Below are 21,442 nucleotides of genomic sequence, written 5' to 3'. Positions count from 1 at the left end.
CAGTTCAGGCGCCACCACGAACCAACTCCCTCGCCCCCACAGGGGGAGAGGGTAGGGGAGAGGGGCTCGTGCCACAGCGCTGCTGCCCTTCGAAGCACCCCCTCTCCCCTGCCCTCTCCCCCCTCGCGGGGGGCGAGGGAGTTGGGCAGCAGCAGCGCTTGACACGGTTGCTCGCCCCGAAGGGGGCGAGGGGAATACGCGCGCGCGAGTCGCGCGATCCAGGAGGTCTTCGGCGGCTCAGCTGCCGTACTTGATCGAGCAGCCGTAGGGCTTGGTGCTGGCGTGCGTCACCTTCTTGCCGGCCGCGAGCTCGCTCAGCGCGGTCTTCACGTAGGGATCGGCCTTGGGGATGTCGTCGACCTTCGCGGTCGCGATGCTGTCGATGCCGCCCTTGTAGACCAGCACGCCCTGCGGATTCACGATGAACAGATGGGGCGAGGTCTGCGCGCCATAGCTCTTGCCGATCTGGCCGCTCGGATCGAGCAGCACCTGCGTGGGCGCCGCGCCGCGATCCTTGTTCAGCTTGATCGCCGTCGGCCCATCGACATTGCCCTGCTGGCCAGGCGCCGACGAGATCACCTGCAGCCACACCACGCCCTGCGCGGTCGCTTCCTTCTGCAGCGCCGGGATGTTGCCGCTGCCGTAATGCTTCTTCACGTAGGGGCACTCGTGGTTGGTCCACTCCAGCACGACGGTCTTGCCCTTGTAGCTGTCCAGCGTCACGGTCTTGCCGTCGGCCGTCGCCGCGCTGAAGGCGGGCGCGGGCTGGTCGAGCTGCGCCTGCGCGCGCGCGATGCCGGTCATCGCCAGCGACGCGGCGAGCGCGGCGCTGGCCAGCACGGCGCGGCGCGACCAGGTGGCCGGCACGGAAGAAGCGGTGGTCAAGGCGTTCATCGCGGGAATCTCCAGGTTGGGGCTCGCTGCGGGGAGCGGTTCAGGGAACGGCGGCCCCTCCGGCCCGCAGGGCCGAAGTGACGATGCCGGGCGTCAGCACCTGGGGCAGCACCTGCGCGCTGCCGCCGATGCCGGCGGGATAGAACAGGTACAGCGGCACGCCGCTGCGGTCGTGCTGCTTGAGCAAGGCGGTGATGCGCGGATCCTGACGCGTCCAGTCGCCCTTCAGATAGGTCACGCCCTGGCGCGCGAAGGCCTCGCGCACCTCGTCGGTGGACAGCGCCACGCGCTCGTTCACCAGACAGGTGATGCACCAGGACGCGGTCAGGTTCACGAACACCGGCTTGCCCAGCGCACGCAACGCCTCGAGGCGCTCCGGCGAATAGGGCTCGTGCGCATCACTCGCGGCGGCGGTCGCCGGGCCCTTCGACGCGGACGGCTCGCCATCGCTCATCGCCGACAGCGACGGCACCAGCGCGACGGCGCCGAGGATCGCTGCCAGCGCGGTGCCCGCGCCCATCCAGCGCCAGCGCGTCGACGCATGGCGGCTCACCCTGCGCACCCAGGCGGCGAGCGCCACCAGCGCCATGCCGGAGAGCGCCACCAGCACGCCCAGCGGCCCGGCCTGCTGCGCGAGCACCCATACGAGCCAGATCGCCGCGGCGAACATCGGAAACGCGAGCGCCTGCTTGAGCACCTCCATCCACGGGCCGGGGCGCGGCATGCGGCGCTGCAGCGCGGGCCAGCAGGCCAGCGCCAGATACGGCAGCGCCAAACCCAGCCCCAGCGACAGGAACACGGCCATCAATTGCGGGGCCGGCTGCGCGAGCGCGAAGGCCATCGCCGCGCCCATGAAGGGGGCGGTGCAAGGCGTGGCCACGACGGTCGCGAGCACGCCGGTGAAGAAGCTGCCGGCCAGACCGGGCTTGCTCGCCAGGTCCTGCCCGATGCCGGCGAAGCCGGCGCCGATCTGCAGGGCGCCGGCCAGCGACAGGCCGAGCACGAACATCAGCCAGGCGAGCAGCAGCACGAACGCTGGTGAATGGAACTGGAAACCCCAGCCGATGCTGCCGCCGGCGCCGCGCAAGGCGAGCAGCACCGCGCCCAGGGCGGCAAAGGCGATCAGCACGCCGGCGGTGTAGGCCAGGCCTTGGCGGCGGTGCTCGCGCGCACTGCCTTGCAGGAATCCGAGCGCCTTGATCGCGAGCACTGGGAACACGCAAGGCATCAGGTTCAGGATCAGGCCGCCGATCAGCGCAAGGCCCATCGCGGTCCACAGACCGAGTCCGGATGCGCTCGCGGTCGCCGGCTCAGGCGCTGGCGCTGGCGCTGGCGCTGGCGATGATGCAGGTCCATTGAGCACCGGCATGCGGACTTCCCAGGCCCGGTCGTCGACGAGCAACAGCCCTTCGAGCGCTTGTCCGGCCGACGCTGGCTGCTCGCCGACGGGCATGCGCAGCCGCCACGCATCGCCGTCGCGATCGAGCCGGGGTTTCGCCGCGTGCTGGATGCGGCCCCAGTCGTTGGGCATGAACAGCGCTTGTCGCGCCTGCGCGGTCGCGGAAGCGGGCCAGCTGACGATGAGCTCCTTGCCATCGACGCGAGCGGATGCATCGAAGGTCGCCTTCGCCGGCAGTGAGGACAACGCCGTGGACAACCTCGTCGCATCCGAGGAAGGCGTTGCCGAGGCCGCGACGGGCAGTGACAGGGCGAGCGTCGCTTGTTGCGGGATGCATTCCTCGCGGCAGACGAGCCAGGTGGCTTCGGCGGTGAGGGCGATGGAAGCGCCGGGGGTCAGGCCTGGGGGAAGGCGGATCTCGGTGAGGAGGAGGACCTGGTCTTCGTAGCCGTAGTTGGTGATGGGGCCGACATCGAAGCGTTTGGGTGCGGGCCAGTGGATGTCACTGGCGGTGGCGTCCTTGGGAAGTTGCCACTCGATGCTGGTCGGCTGGCCTGAGTCGCCGGGGTTCTTCCAGTAGGTGTGCCAGTGCGGGGCGATGCGTTGTTCGAGGGCGACCAGGACGGTTTGTCCGGGCGAGACCTGCGAGGACGCGCTGATCAGGCGGACTTGGACTTCATCGGTCGATGCATGGTCCGATGGCATCGCCGCGGCGGGCATGGTCATCCCGAGGCCAAGGCATGCGATGGCGGCGATGGATGGCAGGCGGCAGGGATGGAATCGCGGCATGGCGGCGATGCTAGGGAATGGTCGAGACCCTCACAAGGCGTCGGCTTCCTTGTTTCCTTACTTCCTGGCTTCGAAGAAACCGGGGGAGGCGCTGATCCTTGATCGCCGCCCTCCATGATTCGCGAATGGAAGGGGAGTCAGCGAGCGGGCATGGGCCGGAATGATGCGAGGGGGTCCAGGAGGGAGCCCCCTCGCGTCGTGGAGAGCCCGCGCTTGGCCGCCCGGGGTCCATCCCCCTCTCGAACGCCAAAAACCACCACGAAAAAATGCCCAGACCCTGACACCCCCTGCCAGGAAAAAGCGCTCTCTTCACCCGTTCGGAATATCGGGCTCAACGAGCTGCGTGAGCAGGATCAGCGACTCCTGCCAGCCGAGGTGGCAGGCCTGGGACGGGATGACATCGGGGATGCCTTCCTGGGTGACTTGCATTTCGGTCCCGCAGAAAACCTGGGTCAGCTCGACGGTCGTCGTCATTTCGCCGGGCAGGTTGGGGTCATCGAAGCGGCTGGTGTAGCGGAGTTTGCGGCCGGGTTCGAGCTCCAGGTATTCGCCGCCGAAGGTGTGGTTCGCGCCTGCCGCGAGATTGGTGAAGGACATGCGCCAGGTGCCGCCGACCTTGGCTTCCATGTGGTGCATGGTCCCGGTGAAGCCGTGGGGCGGCAGCCATTTGCACATGGCCGCGGCGTCGGTGAATGCGCGGTACACGCGTTCCGGCGGTGCCTTGAGCACGCGGTGCAGGCGGATGGTGAAGGGCATCGGTGTCTCCCTGGTTCGTGATGGAACGAGGGATCGACCATAGTCCTCGAACGTGTCCGGCGCGAGACTCCGCGCCCCTGACAGGGATTCCCCGCAGCTTGCGCGGTTCAGACCGAGAAGGACCACTCCAGGATGCTGGCGCGCTCGGGCCGGCGCTCGCGGGCGGCGCGGGCCCGGGCGGCCTCGACCCAGCGCTTGGCCAGCGGGAACGGGCCGAAGCCGGACTCGGTGTTGATGTGGCCGACCAGGCCGATGTTGCTGTAGCTGCTGCCCCATCGCGTGGCCCAGCGCAGGGCGCTGGAGGCGCTCATCCACGGGTCGTTCTGGCTTGCGATCACGGCGGTCGGGCGGCCCAGCCGCTGGTGCGGCAGGCTTTCGGCCAGGCCGAACCTGTCCGGCTCGGCTGGCGCGACCAGCAGGGCCTCGCGCACCGGGGAGTCCGGATGCCGCTGCAGGTGGTGCGCCAGCGCCAGGCAGCCGAAGCTGTGCGCGACGGCGATCCATTCGCCGGGCCCGGCGTTGTCCAGCCGCGCCTGGATGCGCTCGGACCAGCGCTCCAGATCGGGATGGCTGAAATCCCGTTGACGCACGCGATGCGCGTCGCGGTACTGCTGCTCGAGCCAGCTCTGCCAGTGTGCCGGCCCGCTGTCGTGCAGGCCGGGAATGATCAGCAGCCGCGGCTCGGCGCTGGCGGCGCGCTGCGCCGCGCGAAGAGGGTAGAGCGCCATGACGGTCTCCTGGGCCGCGCTCAGAGCGTGGCGATCGACACCTCGGTGGACTTCACCAGCGCGACGACTTCCTTGCCGACCGTCAGCTGGAGTTCCTTCACCGAGCGCGTGGTGATGACCGATGTGACGATCAGGCCGCCGGCGGTCTGCACGTCGACCTCGGAGACGACCGGGCCTTCGACGATCTCCTTGATGGTGCCGCGGAACTGGTTGCGGACGTTGATGGCGGTGATGCTCATGCGTGGACTCCTGAAAAGGTGGGGACCAGCTTAGGCAGCGGCGCTCATTTGCCGAACGAAGCGCTTTGCCGATGGACATGCGGCGCGCGCATATGGATGCGCAGGGCGCCCAGGCCGCGGGAATCTCCGTTGCGGCCTGTCATGGGGCGACATGCACAATCGCCGATCCCCCGAGACAGGTTCGATGACATGAGTTCCTCCCTTGCGCGCGGCGTCGCCGCGCTGTCGCTGCTGGCCGCCTGCTGCGGCCCGGCCTTCGGCTTCGGTGCCGCCGGTCACAACACCGTCGGCGAGATCGCCGCCCAGCTCATCAAGGGCCATCGCGCCGAGGCGGAGGTCAAGCGCATCCTCGGTCCGGTCTCGCTGCGGGACATCGCGGTCTGGGATGACTGCGTCAAGGGTATCGACACCGGCAACGACTTCAAGTACGCCGTGACCGGCCGCTTTCCGGAGTGCGCGGTGTTCGAGAACAACGCCGAGGAAGAGGCCCGGATGCGCGACTACGTGAAGCGCAATTTCGAGCAGTGCCAGCCCAAGCCGGGCGAGGAGTCCTGCAACAAGCAGTACCACTACGCCAACGTCGCGATCCAGCGCGGCCGCTATGTGCCAGGCGCGATCGGCACCAGCGATCACGACATCGTGCCGGCGCTCAAGGCCGCGATCCTCGTGCTGAGAACCGGCAGGCAGACGCCGCCGATGGATTTCACCGAGCGCGACGCGCTGGCACTGGTCGCGCATGCGATCGGCGACATGCATCAGCCGCTGCACATGGGCTCGCTCTACCTGGATGCCGATGGCCAGCCCTACGACCCGGACAAGCAGGGCGCCGACGCGCAGACGCACACCGTGGGCGGCAACGCGATCACGCTGCCGCGGCCCGATGGCACGCCGGGCGGCAATCTGCACAGCTATTGGGATGGGCTCCCCGGGCGCTTGAGCGCGCAGCAGCTGGCGGCCATGCCGGCCCTGGCCAAGGAGGTGGCGCCGTCGACCGGCAATCCGGACGACTGGCCGGTGCAATGGGCCAGCGAATCGCTGCTGGGCGCGAAGGAGGCCTTCGACGGCATGAGCTTCGGAGCGCGCCAGCAGAGCCTGCGCGGGCCGCGCTGGCTCGCCACGCCGCCCGCGGGCTACGAGGCCCGCAGCCTGGAGCAGACGCGTCAGAACGTGATCAAGGGCGGCGCGCGCCTGGCGCAGCTGCTGGAAAGCATCTGGCCGGACCAGCCTGGCAAGAAGTGACCTTCCAGCCCATGAGCGAAGCCCCGCGATGCGGGGCTTTTTTTCGTCCTGACGGACGACATCGGTCTTGATGGCGGGGCTGTGCATAACCCTGGGGATGCGCGTTGAACAACTCCCAGGTTGTCCACACCGGATCCGGCGCGCCGGAACTTGTTGTCTGCTCATCCCGGCGTTGCCCCGGGTCCGGCCCACATCGTTGCTCCGAGCGCAACTCATTGACCTGGCAGGCAAATCGGGCGTTATCCACACAAACCCGCCAACACCTACCAATACGACCAAGGAGATATTCAATACAAGGAGATAAGAAAACCGGGCATGTCACACTTCCGGAATGTCTTCTTCTCCCGCTTCACTTTTCACCGCTTCGGCGGGGTTCGAGTCGGCGTGCCAGATCGATGCGCTGCCTCCCGGACACCGCGCCCGCGGTCTGCACGGCCACAGTTATCTGGCCACCGTCCGCGCCGAACTGCCCAGCGGCTGGGCCCCTTTCCCGGGCGGCGAAGTCCACGCGCTGCGCGACTGCCTCGAACGCTGCGTCGCCCCGCTGGACCATGCGCTGCTGAACCAGCACATCGACCAGCCCACCGACGAGAACATCGCCCGCTGGATCCGGCGCCGCCTCGAGACCGAATTCCAGGTCCCCGGCATCACCCAGGTCGGCATCCAGAGCACCTCGCATTCCGGCGTCGACCTGGACGCCAACGGCCACGCGCATGTCTGGCGCCGCTATCGCTTCCAGGCCGCGCATCAGCTGCCCAACGTGCCGATGGGCCACAAGTGCGGCCGCATGCACGGTCATGGCTTCGAATTGATCCTGCACGCCAACCAGGACCTGGGCGAACGCGACCTGAGCATCGACTACGACCACCTCGACGCCCTCTGGGCGCCGTTCCATGCGCAGCTCAACTACCAGTGCCTCAACGAGATCGAGGGCCTGTCGAACCCCACCAGCGAATTGATCTCGTCCTGGCTGTGGGAGCGCCTGAAGCCGCAGCTGCCGGAGCTGAGCTGGGTCACCGTCTACGAGACCGGCTCCAGCGGCGCCAACTTCGACGGTGAGCGCTACCGGATCTGGAAGGAATTCACCCTGGACAGCGCGGTCAAGCTCAACCGGGCACCGCCGGCGCATCCGCTGGCCGGCATCCATGGCCACACCTTCACGCTGCGGCTGCATCTGAACGCGCCGCTGGACCAGGTGTACGGCTGGGCGATGGACTTCAGCGACGTGAAGCTGCTGTTCGATCCGATCTACAAGGCCATGGACCACCATCCCTTGCACGAACTGGCCGGATTGCCGGACTCGGACACCGCCAGCGTCGCGGCCTGGGTGCTGCGCCAGGCGAAGTCCCAACTCGAACCGCTGGAACGCGTCGACCTCTACGAAACCCGCGGCAGCGGCGTCATCGTCAGCCACGGCCCGTTCGAGGAGCTGATTCCCGTATGACCTACGCCGTCAAGGAAATGTTCTACACGCTGCAAGGCGAGGGCGCCCAGGCCGGCCGCGCGGCCGTGTTCTGCCGCTTCGCCGGCTGCAACCTGTGGAGCGGGCGGGAGCAGGATCGCGCCACCGCCGTCTGCAGCTTCTGCGACACCGACTTCGTCGGCACGGACGGGCAGGGCGGCGGCAAGTTCGCCTCGGCCGACGCGCTCGCGGAGGCCATCGCCGCCAAATGGCCGGTCGACGAACACGGACGCAAGATCGGCGCGCCGTACGTCGTCTGCACCGGCGGCGAGCCGCTGTTGCAGCTGGACGGTCCGCTGATCACCGCGCTCAAGGCCCAGGGCTTCGAGATCGCCGTCGAGACCAATGGCACCCAGCCCGCGCCCGAAGGGCTGGACTGGATCTGTGTCAGCCCCAAGGCCGACGCGGAGATCGTGCTGACCAAGGGCAATGAGTTGAAGCTGGTTTATCCACAGCCGCTGGCCTTGCCCGAGCGCTTCGCGGCGCTGCACTTCGACCACTTCTTCCTGCAGCCGATGGACTCGGTCCTGCAGAAGCAGAACACCAAGGCCGCCATCGCGTATTGCATGGCCCATCCGCAATGGAAGTTGTCGATCCAGATGCACAAGGTCGTCGGCATCGATTGAGGCAGTTATCCCCACTCCGCGGCGCGCTAGCGCAATACGGACGGCGCTGTAAAGCCAACAAGGCTGTGGAAAACTTTCTGGCAACTGGGAGCTTCTCCACAGCCGGCGCCTCGTCCGCGATCTTGTTGTCTTTCCATGCAACGCCAACCAGGCCCTTCGCGCACAAGGTTGTGATCGAGGCAAGTCCTTGGCGCTTCACGAGAATTTCGACTTGTCCACAGAAACTGGCCGCCTCTACTAAGACGACCAGGGAGATATCTAAGACCTTGATGTTGAAAAGAGAGGCAGGAAATTTCGCTGCGACGTTGCTGTGGCGCTCCCGCAGCGCACACGGCGCTTGAGCCCGCGGCGACGGACTTGCACACTGCCGACCCATGGACATTGCCGACCTGCAACGGCGGCTGCGCGACTTCGCCGCAGCCCGCGACTGGGACCCGTACCTCACACCGAAGAACCTCGCCATGGCGCTGGTCGTGGAGTCGGCCGAGCTCGTCGAAATCTTCCAGTGGAAGACCGCCGAGGAGTCGCAGCGGCTGTCGCCCGAGGAGCATCAGCACCTGGGCGAGGAGGTCGCCGACGTGCTGATGTACCTGCTGCAGATCGCGGACCGCGCCGGCATCGACCTGCCCGCTGCGGTCGATCGCAAGATCGCGATGAACGCCGTCAAATACCCCGCACCGACTTCCGCCGCATGAAGCGCACCATCGCCGTCATCGACTTCGAGACCACCGGCCATTCGCCTCAAGGCGGCGGCCGCGCGACCGAGATCGCCGCCGTGCTGCTGCGCGATGGCGAGATCGTCGGCCAGTACCAGAGCCTGATGAACACCGGCGCCTGGATCCCGCCGATGATCGAACGCCTCACCGGCATCAGCAACGAGATGGTCGAGGACGCGCCCGACGCGGCGCAGGTCATGCGCGAGGTCGCGGCATTCACCGAGGGCTGTGGCTTCGTCGCGCACAACGCGGGCTTCGATCGCGGCTTCTGGCTGCATGAGCTCGGCCGTGCGGACGCCGCGCCGCGCATCGCGCCGGAGTTCGCCTGTACCGTGAAACTGGCTCGGCGGCTTTATCCCGAGTCGCCCAACTGCAAGCTCGGCACGCTCGCGCGCCATCACCAGCTGCCGGACAACGGCCGCGCGCACCGCGCGCTCGCCGACGCGATGACGACCGCGCAACTGGTGCAGCGGATGCAGCGCGACATCGGGGTTGAACTCGCGGAATTCCTCGGTGAACTGAGCGTCGAGCACGAGCTGCTGCTGCGCCTGCAGGCCGTGGCCCGGCCGCAGTGGCACAAGGCGGCGACCGGTTATGCCCGCGATCTGCGGCGCCATCTGCAGGCCGCGCTGGTCTGATCGATCGTTCGCGGAAGTTCGCATCTGTGAACCTCTGGTGCGGCGCGCGATGGGCGCGAGCCGCGGCGATCGGAGGTCAGCAAAACATTTGCTGTCAAGATGCCCGTTTGGCCGCATTGGCTGGGACAATCCCGCCCTTTCCCGAATTGCGTTTGTTCTCAAGGTATGTCGAGTATTCAAATTCGCCCGGCCACGCTGCGTGATGCCAAGGCCATCGCCCAGATCCAGGTGAGTTCCGCCCAGGATGCGTACAAGACGTTCTGGCCAGACGCCGCCCTGAACGGCCTGTCCGTCGCCCAGCGACAGGCCTACTGGCGCGAGGCCATCAACATGTGTGAACCGCAGGTGCTGGTCGCGCACCTGGACAACGAAGTCATGGGCTTCGTCGGCTTCGACCGCTCGCGCGACAAGGGCACGCCGTCCACCACCGGCGAGATCTGGGCCATGTATGCCTCGCCCTCGCATTGGGACAAGGGCGTCGGCCAGGCGCTGGTCGAGGCGGCGCAGGAAGGTCTCCAGGAGGAAGGCTGCACCCGCGTCACGCTGTGGACCTACAAGAACAACGAGCGCGCGATGCGCTTCTTCGAGATCGCCGGCTTCCGCGCCGAGTCCGACAGCGTCAAGGCGGTGGACGTCGAGGGCAAGCCGCTGGAGCAACTGCGCCTGCAGCGCTCGCTGGTCTGATCCGTGCTGGCGAAGCTGACGTCCAAGAACCAGCTGACCCTGCCGAAAAGCGTCACCGACCAGCTCGGCCCCGTGCAGTACTTCGAAGTGCAGCTGCAGGCCGGACAGGTGCTGCTGACGCCGGTGCGCATCCAGCGCGGCGACGCGGTGCGGGCAAAGCTGGCTGAGCTCGAGCTCGGCGACGAGGTGGTGGCGCAGGCGATCGCCTTCGCATCGAAGGCGGCGAAGGCCGCGATCAAGCCGGCCGCGAAGCGCGGATCCCGCAAGCCGACCCGTTCCGCATGAGCCGTCGATCGAAGCGGGCGGAGGCGCTCGCCGTCATCGATCCGGCGTTGATCCTGCGTGCGCTCGTGAGTTCGAACGGCGAAGCGCTCGCGCTGCGCCGCGCATGGCAGCAGGGGCTGCTGCGGCCGCTGGTCAGTCCCGATCTCGCGGCGACGCTGATGCGGGCGCTCGCGTTCCCGAAGCTCCACTTGTCCACAGCGCAGCAGCAGGAGCTGCTCGCTGATTTCCTGCCTTATGCCGAGGTCGTGAAGCCGGCGCATGCCGCGCGAATCACCGGGGTGCCGGACCATGCGCAGGCGCTGGTCCAGCTCGCGATCCAGGGCCATGCGTCGCTGCTGCTGTGCGATGACGAGGCCCTTTCGGCATGGTCATCGCACAGTCGCAGCCAGGCGGCCCGGCAACTCTGCACGGTCCGTGCGATGTCGGCATGGTTCCAGGTGTTGCCCCCCTCCCAGCGCGACACACTGCTTTGATAAATTCCGCGGTCGCTTATGGGCAGCTTTCACGACCGCATCCCCACCAACATGTGGCGCGTGGTGTTCTACGAACGCCGCGGCAATCGCGTCCATATGGACCGCACCGGCCCCTGGCTGCCGGAGAAATCACTCGCCCGCAACTGGGCCCACTGGTTCAAGGAGCGCGGCTATCACGTCGCGCTGCAGGACCAGAACGGCGGCCTGGAGAAGCTGCACGTCGGCATTCCCGGCTGATCCGGACACGGATCACGAGGCCGTGCGGAAGCCCTGGCGCTCGAGCGCCCAGCCGTCCGTCGGCGCCGCGTGGCTCTGCACGCGCACGGGGCTCAGGCGCTTGTTCGCGGCGCGTTGCACCAGGGCCTCGGCCAGCTCCGGGGTCAGTTGTTGCGCGAAACGCGTCCAGCGCTTCTGCAACAGCGGATCACGCCATGCGTCCTCGAGCGCCCAGCGGATGTCCATCGGGTCCGTCAGCGATTGGCAGCGCAGCACGCGCGGCACCAGGGCCAGCACGAACTTGCGGAAGTCGGCGCGCAGCGTCTCGGCCATCAGCGCTTCCAGGCGCGTGAGGCGCTGGCTCCAGCCGGGCGTCGCCAGCTGGCGCGTCACCAAGGCCTGGAGCGCCTGCACCGGGTTGAACAGGCGCAGCCGGTTCGGCGGGAGCACCAGCATCGGCAACTGCGCCGCCAGGTCGTGCGCCATCGGCGTCACGAAGCTCGCCAGGATCGCCATCCGTTCCCATGCGTCCGCGTTGAGGCCGCCGGCCATGGTCATCGGACCTTCACGCAGGCTTTGCGCCATCGCCCAGCATTGCTGCCAGCCGCGATCCAGCTTGGCGACGTTGGCCGCGTGGCTCATCACGGCCAGGTTGCCGGCGGCGTAGCCGGCGTCGTCGCGGACACGGTCGATCGAGCGGCGCTGCGGATGATCCGGTTCCTCGCTGAAGGCCAGGCGGCTGACCGGGCAGTGCGTGGTGTCCAGCTGCTGCAGATAGTTGGGCGTGAGCAGCAGCGTCTCGAAGCTGCGGCCGCGCTGCCAGGCATGCAGGCGCAGCGAGAGCCACAACTGCGTGTGCGCCGGCGCCTTGAGCGTGCGCGCGCCGAAGGTCGAGCGCCCCAGCTGCCAGCCCTGCTGCAGCGGCGACTGACGGAAGAGCTGCTCCACCGGCGGCGTCATGCCGTGGTGGGCGTAGTCCCAGCCGAGTTCGAAGCCCACGCGTTCGTGGCTGGACGCGCCCGCCTCGTCCGCCGCGCGGTCGCGTGCCTCGGCCGGGATCATCGGCAGGGCGAGTTGCTGAACGGTGATGGCGTCGTCGTTGCGGTGGATCGTGGCGGCCATGGGGCTCTCCTTGAAAACTTGAAGACCTGGAGGACAAGTGATTCAGGCTTGGGATCAAGTATTCGAGTCAGGTGGCTCATAGAATGAGCCACCCCAAAACAGGCCGGCTGAAAGTTGTGGTCGGCCGACCGAAATCTGTCAGGAGAGCCACCGCATGGATCGCACCGAGCGCTTCTACAAGATCGAGATGCTGATCCGCAGCCGCGGCTGCGTGAGCTTCGCGGAGATGCGCGAACTGCTGGAGGTGTCGCCCGCCACGCTCAAGCGAGATCTGCAATACCTGCGCGAGCGGATGGACGCGCCGATCGAGTACGACGCCGCGGAGAACGGCTACCGCTTCGGCCAGCAGTGGCGCGGCCAGCGTCATGAGCTGCCGGGCGTCTGGTTCAGCGAGAAGGAGCTGCACGCGTTGCTGACGATGCATCAGATGATGGCCGGCCTCGATGAGAACGGCCTGCTGAGCCGGCATCTGCAGCCGATGCTGGACAAGCTCACCGGCATGCTGGGCGGCGATGACGCGCAGGCGCAGGAGATGACGCGGCGGATCAAGCTGATCTCGACGGCGCGGCGGCGGGTGCCGTCGCAGCATTTCGAGACCGTGGGCAGTGCCGTCGTGAAGCGGCAGCGCCTGCGGATGCGCTATCGCAAGCGGGGCGCGGGTGGCGGCTCGGTCAGCGAGCGCGTGGTGTCACCGCAGCGCCTGGTGCATTACCGGAACACCTGGTACCTCGATGCGTGGTGCCATGCCAGCGATGGGCTGAGACGGTTCGCGCTCGATGCGATGGAGGACGCGGAGGTCCTCGAGGGGCAGGCCGCGCGCAGCCTGCCGCTGAAGGAGCTCGAAGGGGAGCTGGATCAGGGCTACGGGATCTTTGCTGGCGGCGATCCGCAATGGGCGACGGTGGTGTTCAGCGCGCAGATCGCCGCGTGGGTCTCGAGCGAGGAATGGCATCCGTCCCAGCGCAGCGAATGGCTGCCCGACGGACGCTGGCAGCTGGAGCTGCCCTTCGTCGACGCGACGGAATTGCTGATGGACCTGCTGCGCCATGCGGGACAGGTCGACGTGCTGGCGCCGGCCTCGTTGCGCGAGGCTTACACGAAGCGCCTCAAAGCCGCCGCCGCAGCTCTTGCCTGATTGGACTTGGCCCGAAGCCGTAGCGCTGCCTGCCGCACGAAACTCCCTCGCCCCCCGCGAGGGGGGAGAGGGCAGGGGAGAGGGGGTGCTTCGAAGGGCAGCAGCGCTTGGCGAAAGACCCCTCTCCCCTCCCTCTCCCCAAAGGGGCGAGGGTGAAATGCCGCAGCCTCACCCCTCCCGGTGGTTCTCCTGGGCTTCCTCTGCTTCATAACGGGCCAACCGCTCGCTCTTCCAGTAGACGTCGTCGCCGCCCTTGCCATCGAGGTTGGCCCGGTTCAGCACGCGCGCCAGCACGAACAGCAGGTCCGACAGGCGATTCAGATAGTGGCGAGGCGCGGCGTTGATCGTCTCCTGCGCGGCCAGCGTGACCACGGCGCGCTCGGCGCGGCGCGCGATCGTGCGGCAGACATGCGCGATCGCGGCACTGCGGGTGCCGGCCGGCAGGATGAACTCGGCCAGGCGGGGCAGGGTGGCGTTGTGGTCCGCCAGCGCCTGGTCCAGGTGCAGCACCGCCGCCTCCTTCAGCAGGCTGTAGCCCGGCATGCAGAGCTCGCCGCCAAGGTTGAACAGCTCATGCTGGATCGTGACCAGCAGCTCGCGCACCGCCTCGGGCAGCGGCTCGGCCAGCAGCACGCCGATCTGGGAATTCAGTTCATCCACATCGCCCATCGCCTGGACGCGCAGATGATCCTTGGGGACACGGGTGCCGTCGCCGAGGCCGGTGGTGCCGTCGTCGCCGGTGCGGGTCGCGATCTGGGAAAGTCGATTGGCCATGGCGGGAGCCGCGCGGGCTGCGGAAGTGCAAACCCGGCATCTTGCCGCAACTCGCCGGACGTGCCCTCAGCTCCGGCGACCGCTGCGATGGAAGGCGGGACGGTGGTGGTGCGTCAGCGCGGCGGCATGGCCGTGGATGTCATGCACCGCCTGTCTCGGGATGCCGACCGGCCGGGGCACATGGTGCGTCGGCTTGCCCGTGCCGGACGAACCGGCGGGCGAGCCGGGATCGATGTCGTCGGGCGCGTCGGCGTCGCCCGGCAGGTGGCGGAGCTGATCCATCCACCAGACCCGGAGCCAGTCCATGCGCGTGCTCACGAGCATCAGCATCGCCAGCAGCAGCGCCCAGATCGTCCATAACCACAGATGGGACATGGCGGCCTCCTCGTGTCGCGCGAACCGAGCGCGCGATCCGTTCATGCTGTCACTGTGCGGGTCGCGGTGCAAGCGTGGCGATGCAAGCGAATGCAGCACGCCGTGTTCCTAGAATCGATCGGACACACCGGCCGGCCGAGATGGCCAGGACCGCGTGGAACCAGGAGACCGCGATGCATGCGCCCCGAGAGTCCGGAGCTTTCCCCGCCGCCCATCAGCCCGTTCATGCGCCGCGGCCGATGCCGCCGGCGATGCTCGAGGCGCTGAAGGCGCGCTTCGGCGATCGTTGCAGCACGGCGATGGCCGTGCGCGAGCAGCATGGCCGCGACGAGTCGCCGTTCGACGTGCCGCCGCCCGAGGCGGTCGTCCATGCCCAGAGCAACGAGGACGTCGCCGCGGTGCTGGCGCTGGCGGACGCGCATCGCGTGCCGGTGATCCCGTACGGCGCGGGTACCTCGCTCGAAGGCCATCTGCTGGCGGTGCAGGGCGGCGTGAGCCTGGACCTGTCGCGGATGAACCGCATCCTCAGCGTCGATGCCGAGGACCTGACGGTGACCGTCCAGGCCGGCGTGACGCGCAACCAGCTGAACGCGGAAGTCCGTCATCAGGGACTCTTCTTCCCGATCGATCCGGGCGCCGATGCGTCGATCGGGGGCATGTCGGCGACCCGCGCCAGCGGCACGAACGCGGTGCGCTACGGGACGATGAAGGAGAACGTGCTCGGGCTGACGGTGGCGGCGCCGGATGGCCGGCTGATCCACACCGGCTCGCGCGCGCGCAAGAGCAGCGCCGGCTACGACCTGACGCGGCTGTACGTGGGCAGCGAGGGCACGCTAGGCGCGATCTGCGAGATCACGCTGCGGCTCTATCCATTGCCCGAGGCGGTGTCGGCGGCGGTCTGCTCCTTTGAATCCATCGACGCCGCGGTGCGGACCACGATCGCGATCATCCAGATGGGCGTGCCGATCGCGCGCTGCGAGCTGCTCGACGCGCACGCGGTGCGCGCGGTCAACCGGCACGACAAGCTGACGCTGCGCGAGGCCCCGATGCTGCTGATGGAATTCCATGGCTCGCAGGCCGGCGTCACGGAACAGGCCGCAACGGTGCAGGAGATCGCCGCGGAACACGGTGGGACCGGCTTCGAATGGGCCACCACGCCGGAGGAGCGCACCCGGCTGTGGACCGCTCGCCATCACGCCTACCTGTCCGCGCTGCAGATGAAGCCGGGATGCCGCGCCGTGACGACAGACACCTGCGTGCCGATCTCCCAGCTCGCGGCATCGATCAACGCGTCGGTGGAGGAGGTCGAGGCGAGCGGGCTGCCGTACTTCATCGTCGGCCACGTCGGCGATGGCAACTTCCACTTGGGCTATCTGATCGACCCTCACATTCCCGAGGAACGCGAGACCGCCGAACGCCTGAGCGCGCAGATGGTCGCCCGGGCCATCGCGCTGGAAGGCACTTGCACCGGCGAGCACGGCATCGGGCTGCACAAGCAGGGCTTCCTGCTCCAGGAAGCCGGGGAGGGCGCCGTCGATCAGATGCGCGCGATCAAACGGGCACTCGACCCGAACAACATCATGAATCCGGGGAAGATCTTTCTTTGACTCCACCCGCCGGCGAAAGCCGGGGCGGGGTCTCCTCATACGCTCCGCAGGCTCCGCAAATCGTCGACCCCGCCCCGGCTTCCGCCGGCAGGGAGCGAGGACGTCGCGGGGGCGTGCGGTCAATGTTGGGGGGCGGGGACGCTCCAGCGCTTGGTGACGTCGCCTCGGGCGTTCACGCTCTCCAGCTGTACGCCGAAACCCCATAGGCGCGCGACGTGCTTCAGCACTTCCTGGGCATCGTCATGCAGCGGACGGTCCTGGTGCTGTTGATGCCGCAGGGTCAGTGAACGGTCGCCGCGCAGGTTGACATTCCACACCTGGATGTTGGGCTCGCGCGTCGACAGGTCGTACTGCCGCGACAGCGTCTGGCGGACATGTTGATAACCCTGCTCGTCATGGATCGCGGAGATCTCGTACTCGGCCTGGTGCTCGTCGTCCAGGATCGAGAACAGCCGGAAATCCCGCATCAGCTTCGGACTCAGGTACTGCGCGATGAAGCTCTCGTCCTTGAAGTTGCGCATCGCATGATCCAGCGTCGGCAGCCACTCGCTGCCCGCGATCGCCGGGAACCACTCGCGATCCTCCGCGGTGGGCTGCTCACAGATGCGCTTGATGTCCGTGTACATCGCGAAGCCCAGCGCATACGGATTGATCTGCGCCATCGGCGGCTGCGCCACCACGTTGGTGTGCGACTTCAGCCACTCGATCATCATCCCGTCCGACAGGTAGCCGTCGTCGTACATCGTGTTCAACAGCTTGTGGTGCCAGAAGGTGGCCCAACCCTCGTTCATCACCTGCGTCTGGCGCTGCGGATAGAAGTACTGCGCGACCTTGCGGACGATGCGCACGATCTCCCGCTGCCAGGGCTCCAGCAGCGGCGCGTTCTTCTCGATGAAGTACAGCAGGTTCTCCTGCGGCTCGTCCGGGAAGCGGCGCTTCTCCTCCGCCTTGGCCTCGTCCTCCGGACGCCGCGGCAGCGTGCGCCACATGTCGTTCACCTGCTGCTGCGCATAGGCCTCACGGTCCTTGCGCATCGCCTGTTCCTGCGCCAGCGAGAGCTTCGCCGGCCGGCGGTAGCGGTCCACGCCGTGATTCATCAGCGCATGGCAGGAATCCAGCGTCGCCTCCACCGCATCCAGGCCATGGCGCTGCTCGCAGTCGGCGACGTAGTGCTTGGCGTAGACCAGGTAGTCGATGATCGACGACGCATCGGTCCACATCCGGAACAGGTAGTTGTTCTTGAAGAAGCTGTTGTGGCCGTAGCAGGCATGCGCGATCACCAGCGCCTGCATCGCCATCGTGTTCTCCTCCATCAGGTAGGCGATGCACGGATCCGAGTTGATGACGATCTCGTAGGCCAGGCCCATTTGGCCGCGCTTGTAATGGCGCTCGGTGGCGATGAACTCCTTGCCGTAGCTCCAGTGCCGGTAGTTCACCGGCATGCCCACCGACGCGTAGGCGTCCATCATCTGCTCGGCGGTGATGACCTCCAGCTGGTTGGGATAGGTGTCCAGGCCGTAGCGCTCGGCGGTGGCGCGGATGACCTCGTGGTATGCCTCGATCAGCTCGAAGGTCCAGTCGCTGGGCGAGGGCAGCGGCCGGTCGGGCCGCTTCTCGAGCGGCCGCATCTTCGTCAGCGGCGCGCGCACGCGGCGGCCGCCATATTCGTTGGCGCCGACGCCCACGCCGACGTTGCGGCGGTTCTCCAGGCTGCTCATGGTCGTGTCCTCCGGGCCCGCGCTCATGCGGTGGCCCCTTCCTTCTTGAACAGGTCGCGGAACACCGGGTAGATCTGCGCCACCTCGACGGCCTTGCGCATCGCGAAGTGATGCACCTCGTCCTCGAGCTTGGCGTATTCCTCCCACAGGTTCTGCTCGGCCTCGGCGACCTGCACGTAGGCGTAGTAGCGGCACAGCGGCAGGATCTTGTCGGCCAGCAGCTCGCGGCAGCGGCCGCTGTCGTGGTGCCAGTTGTCGCCATCGCTGGCCTGCGCGCCGTAGATGTTCCAGTCACCGGCCGGGTAGCGGGCGCGGATGATCTCCTCCATCAGCACCAGCGCCGAGGACACCACCGTGCCGCCGGTCTCGGTGGCGTGGAAGAAGTTCTGCTCGTCGACCTCCTGCGCCTGCGTGTGGTGGCGGATGAAGACCACGTCGATCTTCTCGTAATGCCGCGTGAGGAACAGGTACAGCAGGATGAAGAAGCGCTTGGCCAGGTCCTTGCGGCTCTCGTCCATCGAGCCCGACACGTCCATCAGGCAGAACATCACCGCCCGCGTGGTCGGCTGCGGCACCTTGATGCGGTTGCGGAAGCGCAGGTCGATCGGATCGAGGAAGGGGATGGCGCCGATGCGCTGGCGCAGCAGCACGATGCGGGCCTCGGTCTCGGCGATCAGCGCCTGGATCTCGGGACGGCGCAGGTCCTCTTCCTGCCGCAGCGTCTGCAGCCGGGTCTCGAGCTCGCCGAGCTCGCGCCGCTTGTCCATGCCCAGCGCGATGCGCCGCCCCAGCGCGCCGCGCATCGAGCGCACCACGTGCAGGTTGGTCGGCGTGCCGTCGGTGACGTAGCCGGCCCGCACGGTCTTGTACTCGGGCGTCTCGGCCAGCGTCGTGCGCGCGAGGTTGGGCAGCGCCAGGTCCTCGAAGAAGACCTGCATGAACTCCTCCTTGCTGAGGTGGAAGACGAAGTCGTCCTCGCCCTCGCCGGAGTCGCTGGCCTGCGAGCCGCCGCCACCGCCCTGGCCGCCCTGCGGCTTGCCGATGCGGTCGCCCTTGATGTGCTCCGTGTTGCCGGGGCGGACGACCTCGCGGATGCCGCCGTCGCCGTGGTTGAACACCGGCTCGCTCAGGTCGCGCTTGGGGATGTGCACGTCCTCGCCGCGCTCCATGTCGCGGATGCCGCGCTTGTCCACCGCGCGGCGCACCGCCTCGCGGATCTGGTCTCGATAGCGGCGCAGGAAGCGCTCGCGATTCCCGATCGACTTGTTCTTGCCCGACAGCCGTCTATCGATGATTTGTTGAAGGCCGGTCATGGGGACCTCGCTGGTTCTCGTCGTGGGAGCCCCGCGCCGCGCCGTTGCCTGGCGCCGGCGCGCGGGGCCCTTGTCCTCAGCTCGACTTCCTCACCCGCAGGTACCACTCGCAGAGCAGCCGCACCTGCTTGGGCGTGTAGCCCTTGTCGACCATGCGTTGCACGAAGTTCTCGTGCTTCTTGGCCTCGTCGGCGCTCGCCTTCGCATTGAAGCTGATCACCGGGAGCAACTCCTCGGTGTTGGAGAACATCTTCTTCTCGATCACCGTGCGCAGCTTCTCGTAGCTGGTCCACGTCGGGTTCTTGCCGGCGTTGTTGGCCCGCGCCCGCAGCACGAAGTTCACGATCTCGTTGCGGAAGTCCTTGGGATTGCTGATGCCCGCGGGCTTCTCGATCTTCTCGAGTTCCGCGTTCAGCGCCGAGCGGTCGAACACCTCGCCGGTGTCGGTGTCGCGGTATTCCTGATCCTGGATCCAGTAGTCCGCGTAGGTCACGTAGCGGTCGAAGATGTTCTGGCCGTATTCGCTGTAGCTCTCCAGGTAGGCGGTCTGGATCTCCTTGCCGATGAACTCCGCATAGCGCGGCGACAGCACCTCCTTGATGAAGCCGACGTACTTCTGCTCGGCCTCCTGCGGGAACTGCTCGCGCTCGATCTGCTGTTCCAGCACGTACATCAGGTGCACCGGATTGGCGGCGACCTCGGTGGAATCGAAGTTGAAGACCTTGGACAGGATCTTGTACGCGAAGCGCGTCGAGATCCCCGACATGCCTTCATCGACGCCGGCGTAGTCGCGGTACTCCTGGATGGACTTGGCCTTGGGATCGGTGTCCTTCAGGTTGTCGCCGTCATAGATCTGCATCTTGCTGAAGGCGCTCGAGTTCTCCGGATCCTTCAGCCGCGTCAGCACCGCGAACTGCGCCATCATCTTCAGCGTGCCGGGCGCGCACTTGGCCTCGGCCAGCGAGGAGTTGCGGATCAGCTTCTCGTAGATCTTCACTTCCTCGCTGACGCGCAGGCAGTAGGGGACCTTGACGATGTAGATGCGGTCGAGGAAGGCCTCGTTGTTCTTGTTGTTGCGGAAGGTCTTCCACTCGCTCTCGTTGCTGTGCGCCAGCACGATGCCGTCGAACGGGATCGCGCCGAAGCCCTCGGTGCCCTTGAAGTTGCCTTCCTGCGTCGCGGTCAGCAACGGATGCAGCACCTTGATCGGCGCCTTGAACATCTCGACGAACTCCAGCAGCCCCTGGTTGGCCAGGCACAGGCCGCCGGAGAAGCTGTAGGCATCGGGGTCATCCTGCGCATAGGTCTCGAGCTTGCGGATGTCGACCTTGCCCACCAGCGAGCTGATGTCCTGGTTGTTCTCGTCGCCCGGCTCGGTCTTGGCGACACCGACCTGCTTGAGCACGCTGGGCAGCCGCTTGATGACCTTGAACTTGCGGATGTCGCCGCCGTATTCATCGAGCCGCTTCACCGCCCACGGGCTCAGGATGCGGTTCAGGTAGCGGCGCGGGATGCCGTACTCGCCTTCGAGCAGCGGGCCGTCCTCGATCGGATCGAAGAGCCCGAGCGGGCTTTCGTTCACCGGGCTGTCCTTCAGCGCGTAGAACGGCACATGCTCCATCAGCTGCTTGAGCCGCTCGGCGATCGAGCTCTTGCCGCCGCCCACCGGGCCCAGCAGATACAGGATCTGCTTCTTCTCCTCCAGCCCTTGCGCGGCATGGCGGAAGTAGCTGACGACCTGCTCGATCGCGTCCTCCATGCCGAAGAACTCGGCGAAGGCCGGATAGATCTTGATGACCTTGTTCTGGAAGATGCGCGACAGGCGCGGGTCGTTGCGCGTGTCCAGCATCTGCGGCTCGCCGATGGCCTTGAGCATGCGCTCGGCCGCGGTGGCATAGGCGAGGGGATTTCGCTTGCACTCGTCCAGGTACTCCTCCAGCGTGAGTTCCTCGACCTTGCTGCGCTCGTAGCGAGCGGCGAAATGGCTGATCACATCCATGCTGACCTCCAGAGTAGTTCGTGGGGAGGCGACGCGGACCCGTGCGACAACGGACCTCGCATCGTCCAGGAAGTTCTGGCGACGTCCATGACTCAAGGCGTCATCAGAGCTTTCCGAGCTCAGCAAGCTTTCAGCAAACGGCCAGCCCATGCTGGCTCAAAGACCACCGCCCCATGTCCGGTCCCGTGGACAACCTCGAAGGCGGCGAGGCTTTGGTGGATCCATGCTACGCCCATCGGAAGCGATGCGCGAGAG

Annotated in this window: 22 protein-coding genes; 11 read left to right on the top strand and 11 right to left on the bottom strand. The window is 67.2% G+C overall.

Features of this window, described 5'->3' with window-relative positions; all coding sequences use genetic code 11:
• Window positions 1–237: 237 nt before the first annotated feature.
• From ACEN96_RS01825 to ACEN96_RS01805, 5 genes are all read right to left on the bottom strand, one after another.
• Complete coding sequence (locus ACEN96_RS01825; protein ID WP_495586349.1) at window positions 238–894, bottom strand: redoxin domain-containing protein; 657 nt, start codon at window positions 892–894, stop codon at window positions 238–240.
• Between the two features lie 40 nt (window positions 895–934).
• Window positions 935–3,019 (bottom strand): protein-disulfide reductase DsbD family protein, encoded by a 2,085-nt coding sequence (locus tag ACEN96_RS01820; protein WP_495586348.1) that lies wholly within the window; start codon window positions 3,017–3,019, stop codon window positions 935–937.
• 372 nt (window positions 3,020–3,391) lie between these two features.
• Complete coding sequence (locus tag ACEN96_RS01815) at window positions 3,392–3,838, bottom strand: SRPBCC family protein (RefSeq protein WP_495586347.1); 447 nt, start codon at window positions 3,836–3,838, stop codon at window positions 3,392–3,394.
• Between the two features lie 107 nt (window positions 3,839–3,945).
• A complete protein-coding gene (locus ACEN96_RS01810) occupies window positions 3,946–4,566 on the bottom strand; it encodes an RBBP9/YdeN family alpha/beta hydrolase (protein WP_495586346.1) in 621 nt (206 codons plus the stop codon).
• A gap of 20 nt (window positions 4,567–4,586) precedes the next feature.
• Complete coding sequence (locus tag ACEN96_RS01805) at window positions 4,587–4,805, bottom strand: TOBE domain-containing protein (RefSeq protein ID WP_343635189.1); 219 nt, start codon at window positions 4,803–4,805, stop codon at window positions 4,587–4,589.
• 189 nt (window positions 4,806–4,994) lie between these two features.
• Between ACEN96_RS01805 and ACEN96_RS01800 the strand changes: the two genes are divergently transcribed.
• The 9 genes from ACEN96_RS01800 (at window position 4,995) to ACEN96_RS01760 (ending at window position 11,165) form a co-directional block, all read left to right on the top strand.
• On the top strand, window positions 4,995–6,044 hold the full coding sequence (locus ACEN96_RS01800) for a S1/P1 nuclease (RefSeq protein WP_495586345.1): 1,050 nt from the start codon (window positions 4,995–4,997) through the stop codon (window positions 6,042–6,044).
• A gap of 331 nt (window positions 6,045–6,375) precedes the next feature.
• Window positions 6,376–7,488 (top strand): 6-pyruvoyl trahydropterin synthase family protein, encoded by a 1,113-nt coding sequence (locus tag ACEN96_RS01795; RefSeq protein ID WP_495586344.1) that lies wholly within the window; start codon window positions 6,376–6,378, stop codon window positions 7,486–7,488.
• Complete coding sequence (gene queE, locus ACEN96_RS01790; RefSeq protein ID WP_495586343.1) at window positions 7,485–8,132, top strand: 7-carboxy-7-deazaguanine synthase; 648 nt, start codon at window positions 7,485–7,487, stop codon at window positions 8,130–8,132. Before ACEN96_RS01795 ends, queE begins: the two co-directional genes overlap by 4 nt.
• A gap of 374 nt (window positions 8,133–8,506) precedes the next feature.
• Window positions 8,507–8,827 (top strand): nucleotide pyrophosphohydrolase, encoded by a 321-nt coding sequence (locus ACEN96_RS01785; protein ID WP_495586342.1) that lies wholly within the window; start codon window positions 8,507–8,509, stop codon window positions 8,825–8,827.
• Complete coding sequence (locus ACEN96_RS01780; RefSeq protein ID WP_495586341.1) at window positions 8,824–9,486, top strand: 3'-5' exonuclease; 663 nt, start codon at window positions 8,824–8,826, stop codon at window positions 9,484–9,486. The genes ACEN96_RS01785 and ACEN96_RS01780 overlap by 4 nt, the downstream gene beginning before the upstream one ends.
• 165 nt (window positions 9,487–9,651) lie before the next feature.
• A complete protein-coding gene (locus ACEN96_RS01775) occupies window positions 9,652–10,170 on the top strand; it encodes a GNAT family N-acetyltransferase (protein WP_495586340.1) in 519 nt (172 codons plus the stop codon).
• Window positions 10,171–10,173: 3 nt separating this feature from the next.
• On the top strand, window positions 10,174–10,455 hold the full coding sequence (locus ACEN96_RS01770) for an AbrB/MazE/SpoVT family DNA-binding domain-containing protein (protein WP_495586339.1): 282 nt from the start codon (window positions 10,174–10,176) through the stop codon (window positions 10,453–10,455).
• On the top strand, window positions 10,452–10,928 hold the full coding sequence (locus tag ACEN96_RS01765; protein WP_495586338.1) for a PIN domain-containing protein: 477 nt from the start codon (window positions 10,452–10,454) through the stop codon (window positions 10,926–10,928). The genes ACEN96_RS01770 and ACEN96_RS01765 overlap by 4 nt, the downstream gene beginning before the upstream one ends.
• Window positions 10,929–10,946: 18 nt before the next feature.
• Complete coding sequence (locus ACEN96_RS01760; protein WP_343635208.1) at window positions 10,947–11,165, top strand: hypothetical protein; 219 nt, start codon at window positions 10,947–10,949, stop codon at window positions 11,163–11,165.
• 12 nt (window positions 11,166–11,177) lie between these two features.
• On the opposite strand, the gene ACEN96_RS01755 is transcribed toward ACEN96_RS01760, so the two are convergent.
• Window positions 11,178–12,266 (bottom strand): hypothetical protein, encoded by a 1,089-nt coding sequence (locus ACEN96_RS01755; protein ID WP_495586337.1) that lies wholly within the window; start codon window positions 12,264–12,266, stop codon window positions 11,178–11,180.
• Between the two features lie 154 nt (window positions 12,267–12,420).
• Here ACEN96_RS01755 and ACEN96_RS01750 point away from each other — a divergent pair, with 154 nt between their 5' ends.
• Complete coding sequence (locus ACEN96_RS01750; protein WP_495586336.1) at window positions 12,421–13,401, top strand: helix-turn-helix transcriptional regulator; 981 nt, start codon at window positions 12,421–12,423, stop codon at window positions 13,399–13,401.
• A gap of 168 nt (window positions 13,402–13,569) precedes the next feature.
• On the opposite strand, the gene ACEN96_RS01745 is transcribed toward ACEN96_RS01750, so the two are convergent.
• Entirely contained in the window at window positions 13,570–14,175 is a 606-nt protein-coding gene (locus ACEN96_RS01745; RefSeq protein WP_495586335.1) for a cob(I)yrinic acid a,c-diamide adenosyltransferase, read from the bottom strand.
• A gap of 66 nt (window positions 14,176–14,241) precedes the next feature.
• Window positions 14,242–14,550 (bottom strand): hypothetical protein, encoded by a 309-nt coding sequence (locus ACEN96_RS01740; protein WP_495586334.1) that lies wholly within the window; start codon window positions 14,548–14,550, stop codon window positions 14,242–14,244.
• A gap of 173 nt (window positions 14,551–14,723) precedes the next feature.
• On the opposite strand from ACEN96_RS01740, the gene ACEN96_RS01735 reads away from it, so the two are divergent.
• On the top strand, window positions 14,724–16,157 hold the full coding sequence (locus ACEN96_RS01735; protein WP_495586333.1) for an FAD-binding oxidoreductase: 1,434 nt from the start codon (window positions 14,724–14,726) through the stop codon (window positions 16,155–16,157).
• 119 nt (window positions 16,158–16,276) lie between these two features.
• Here ACEN96_RS01735 and ACEN96_RS01730 read toward each other — a convergent pair whose 3' ends face one another.
• The 3 genes from ACEN96_RS01730 to ACEN96_RS01720 all read right to left on the bottom strand — a co-directional run bounded on the left by ACEN96_RS01730 (window position 16,277) and on the right by ACEN96_RS01720 (window position 21,187).
• A complete protein-coding gene (locus ACEN96_RS01730) occupies window positions 16,277–17,875 on the bottom strand; it encodes a SpoVR family protein (protein WP_495588533.1) in 1,599 nt (532 codons plus the stop codon).
• Between the two features lie 23 nt (window positions 17,876–17,898).
• The gene (locus ACEN96_RS01725) at window positions 17,899–19,188 is read right to left on the bottom strand and encodes a YeaH/YhbH family protein (RefSeq protein ID WP_495586332.1); all 1,290 of its coding nucleotides are present in this window, start codon (window positions 19,186–19,188) and stop codon (window positions 17,899–17,901) included.
• Window positions 19,189–19,264: 76 nt separating this feature from the next.
• Window positions 19,265–21,187, bottom strand: a complete 1,923-nt coding sequence (locus ACEN96_RS01720; RefSeq protein WP_495586331.1) for a PrkA family serine protein kinase — start codon at window positions 21,185–21,187, stop codon at window positions 19,265–19,267.
• Window positions 21,188–21,442 lie beyond the last annotated feature (255 nt).

This window comes from Roseateles sp. Mitsp63, from assembly GCF_059491535.1.
The sequence above is the reverse complement of the archived record's forward strand: the minus strand, read 5'-3'. Positions and strand labels throughout refer to the sequence as shown.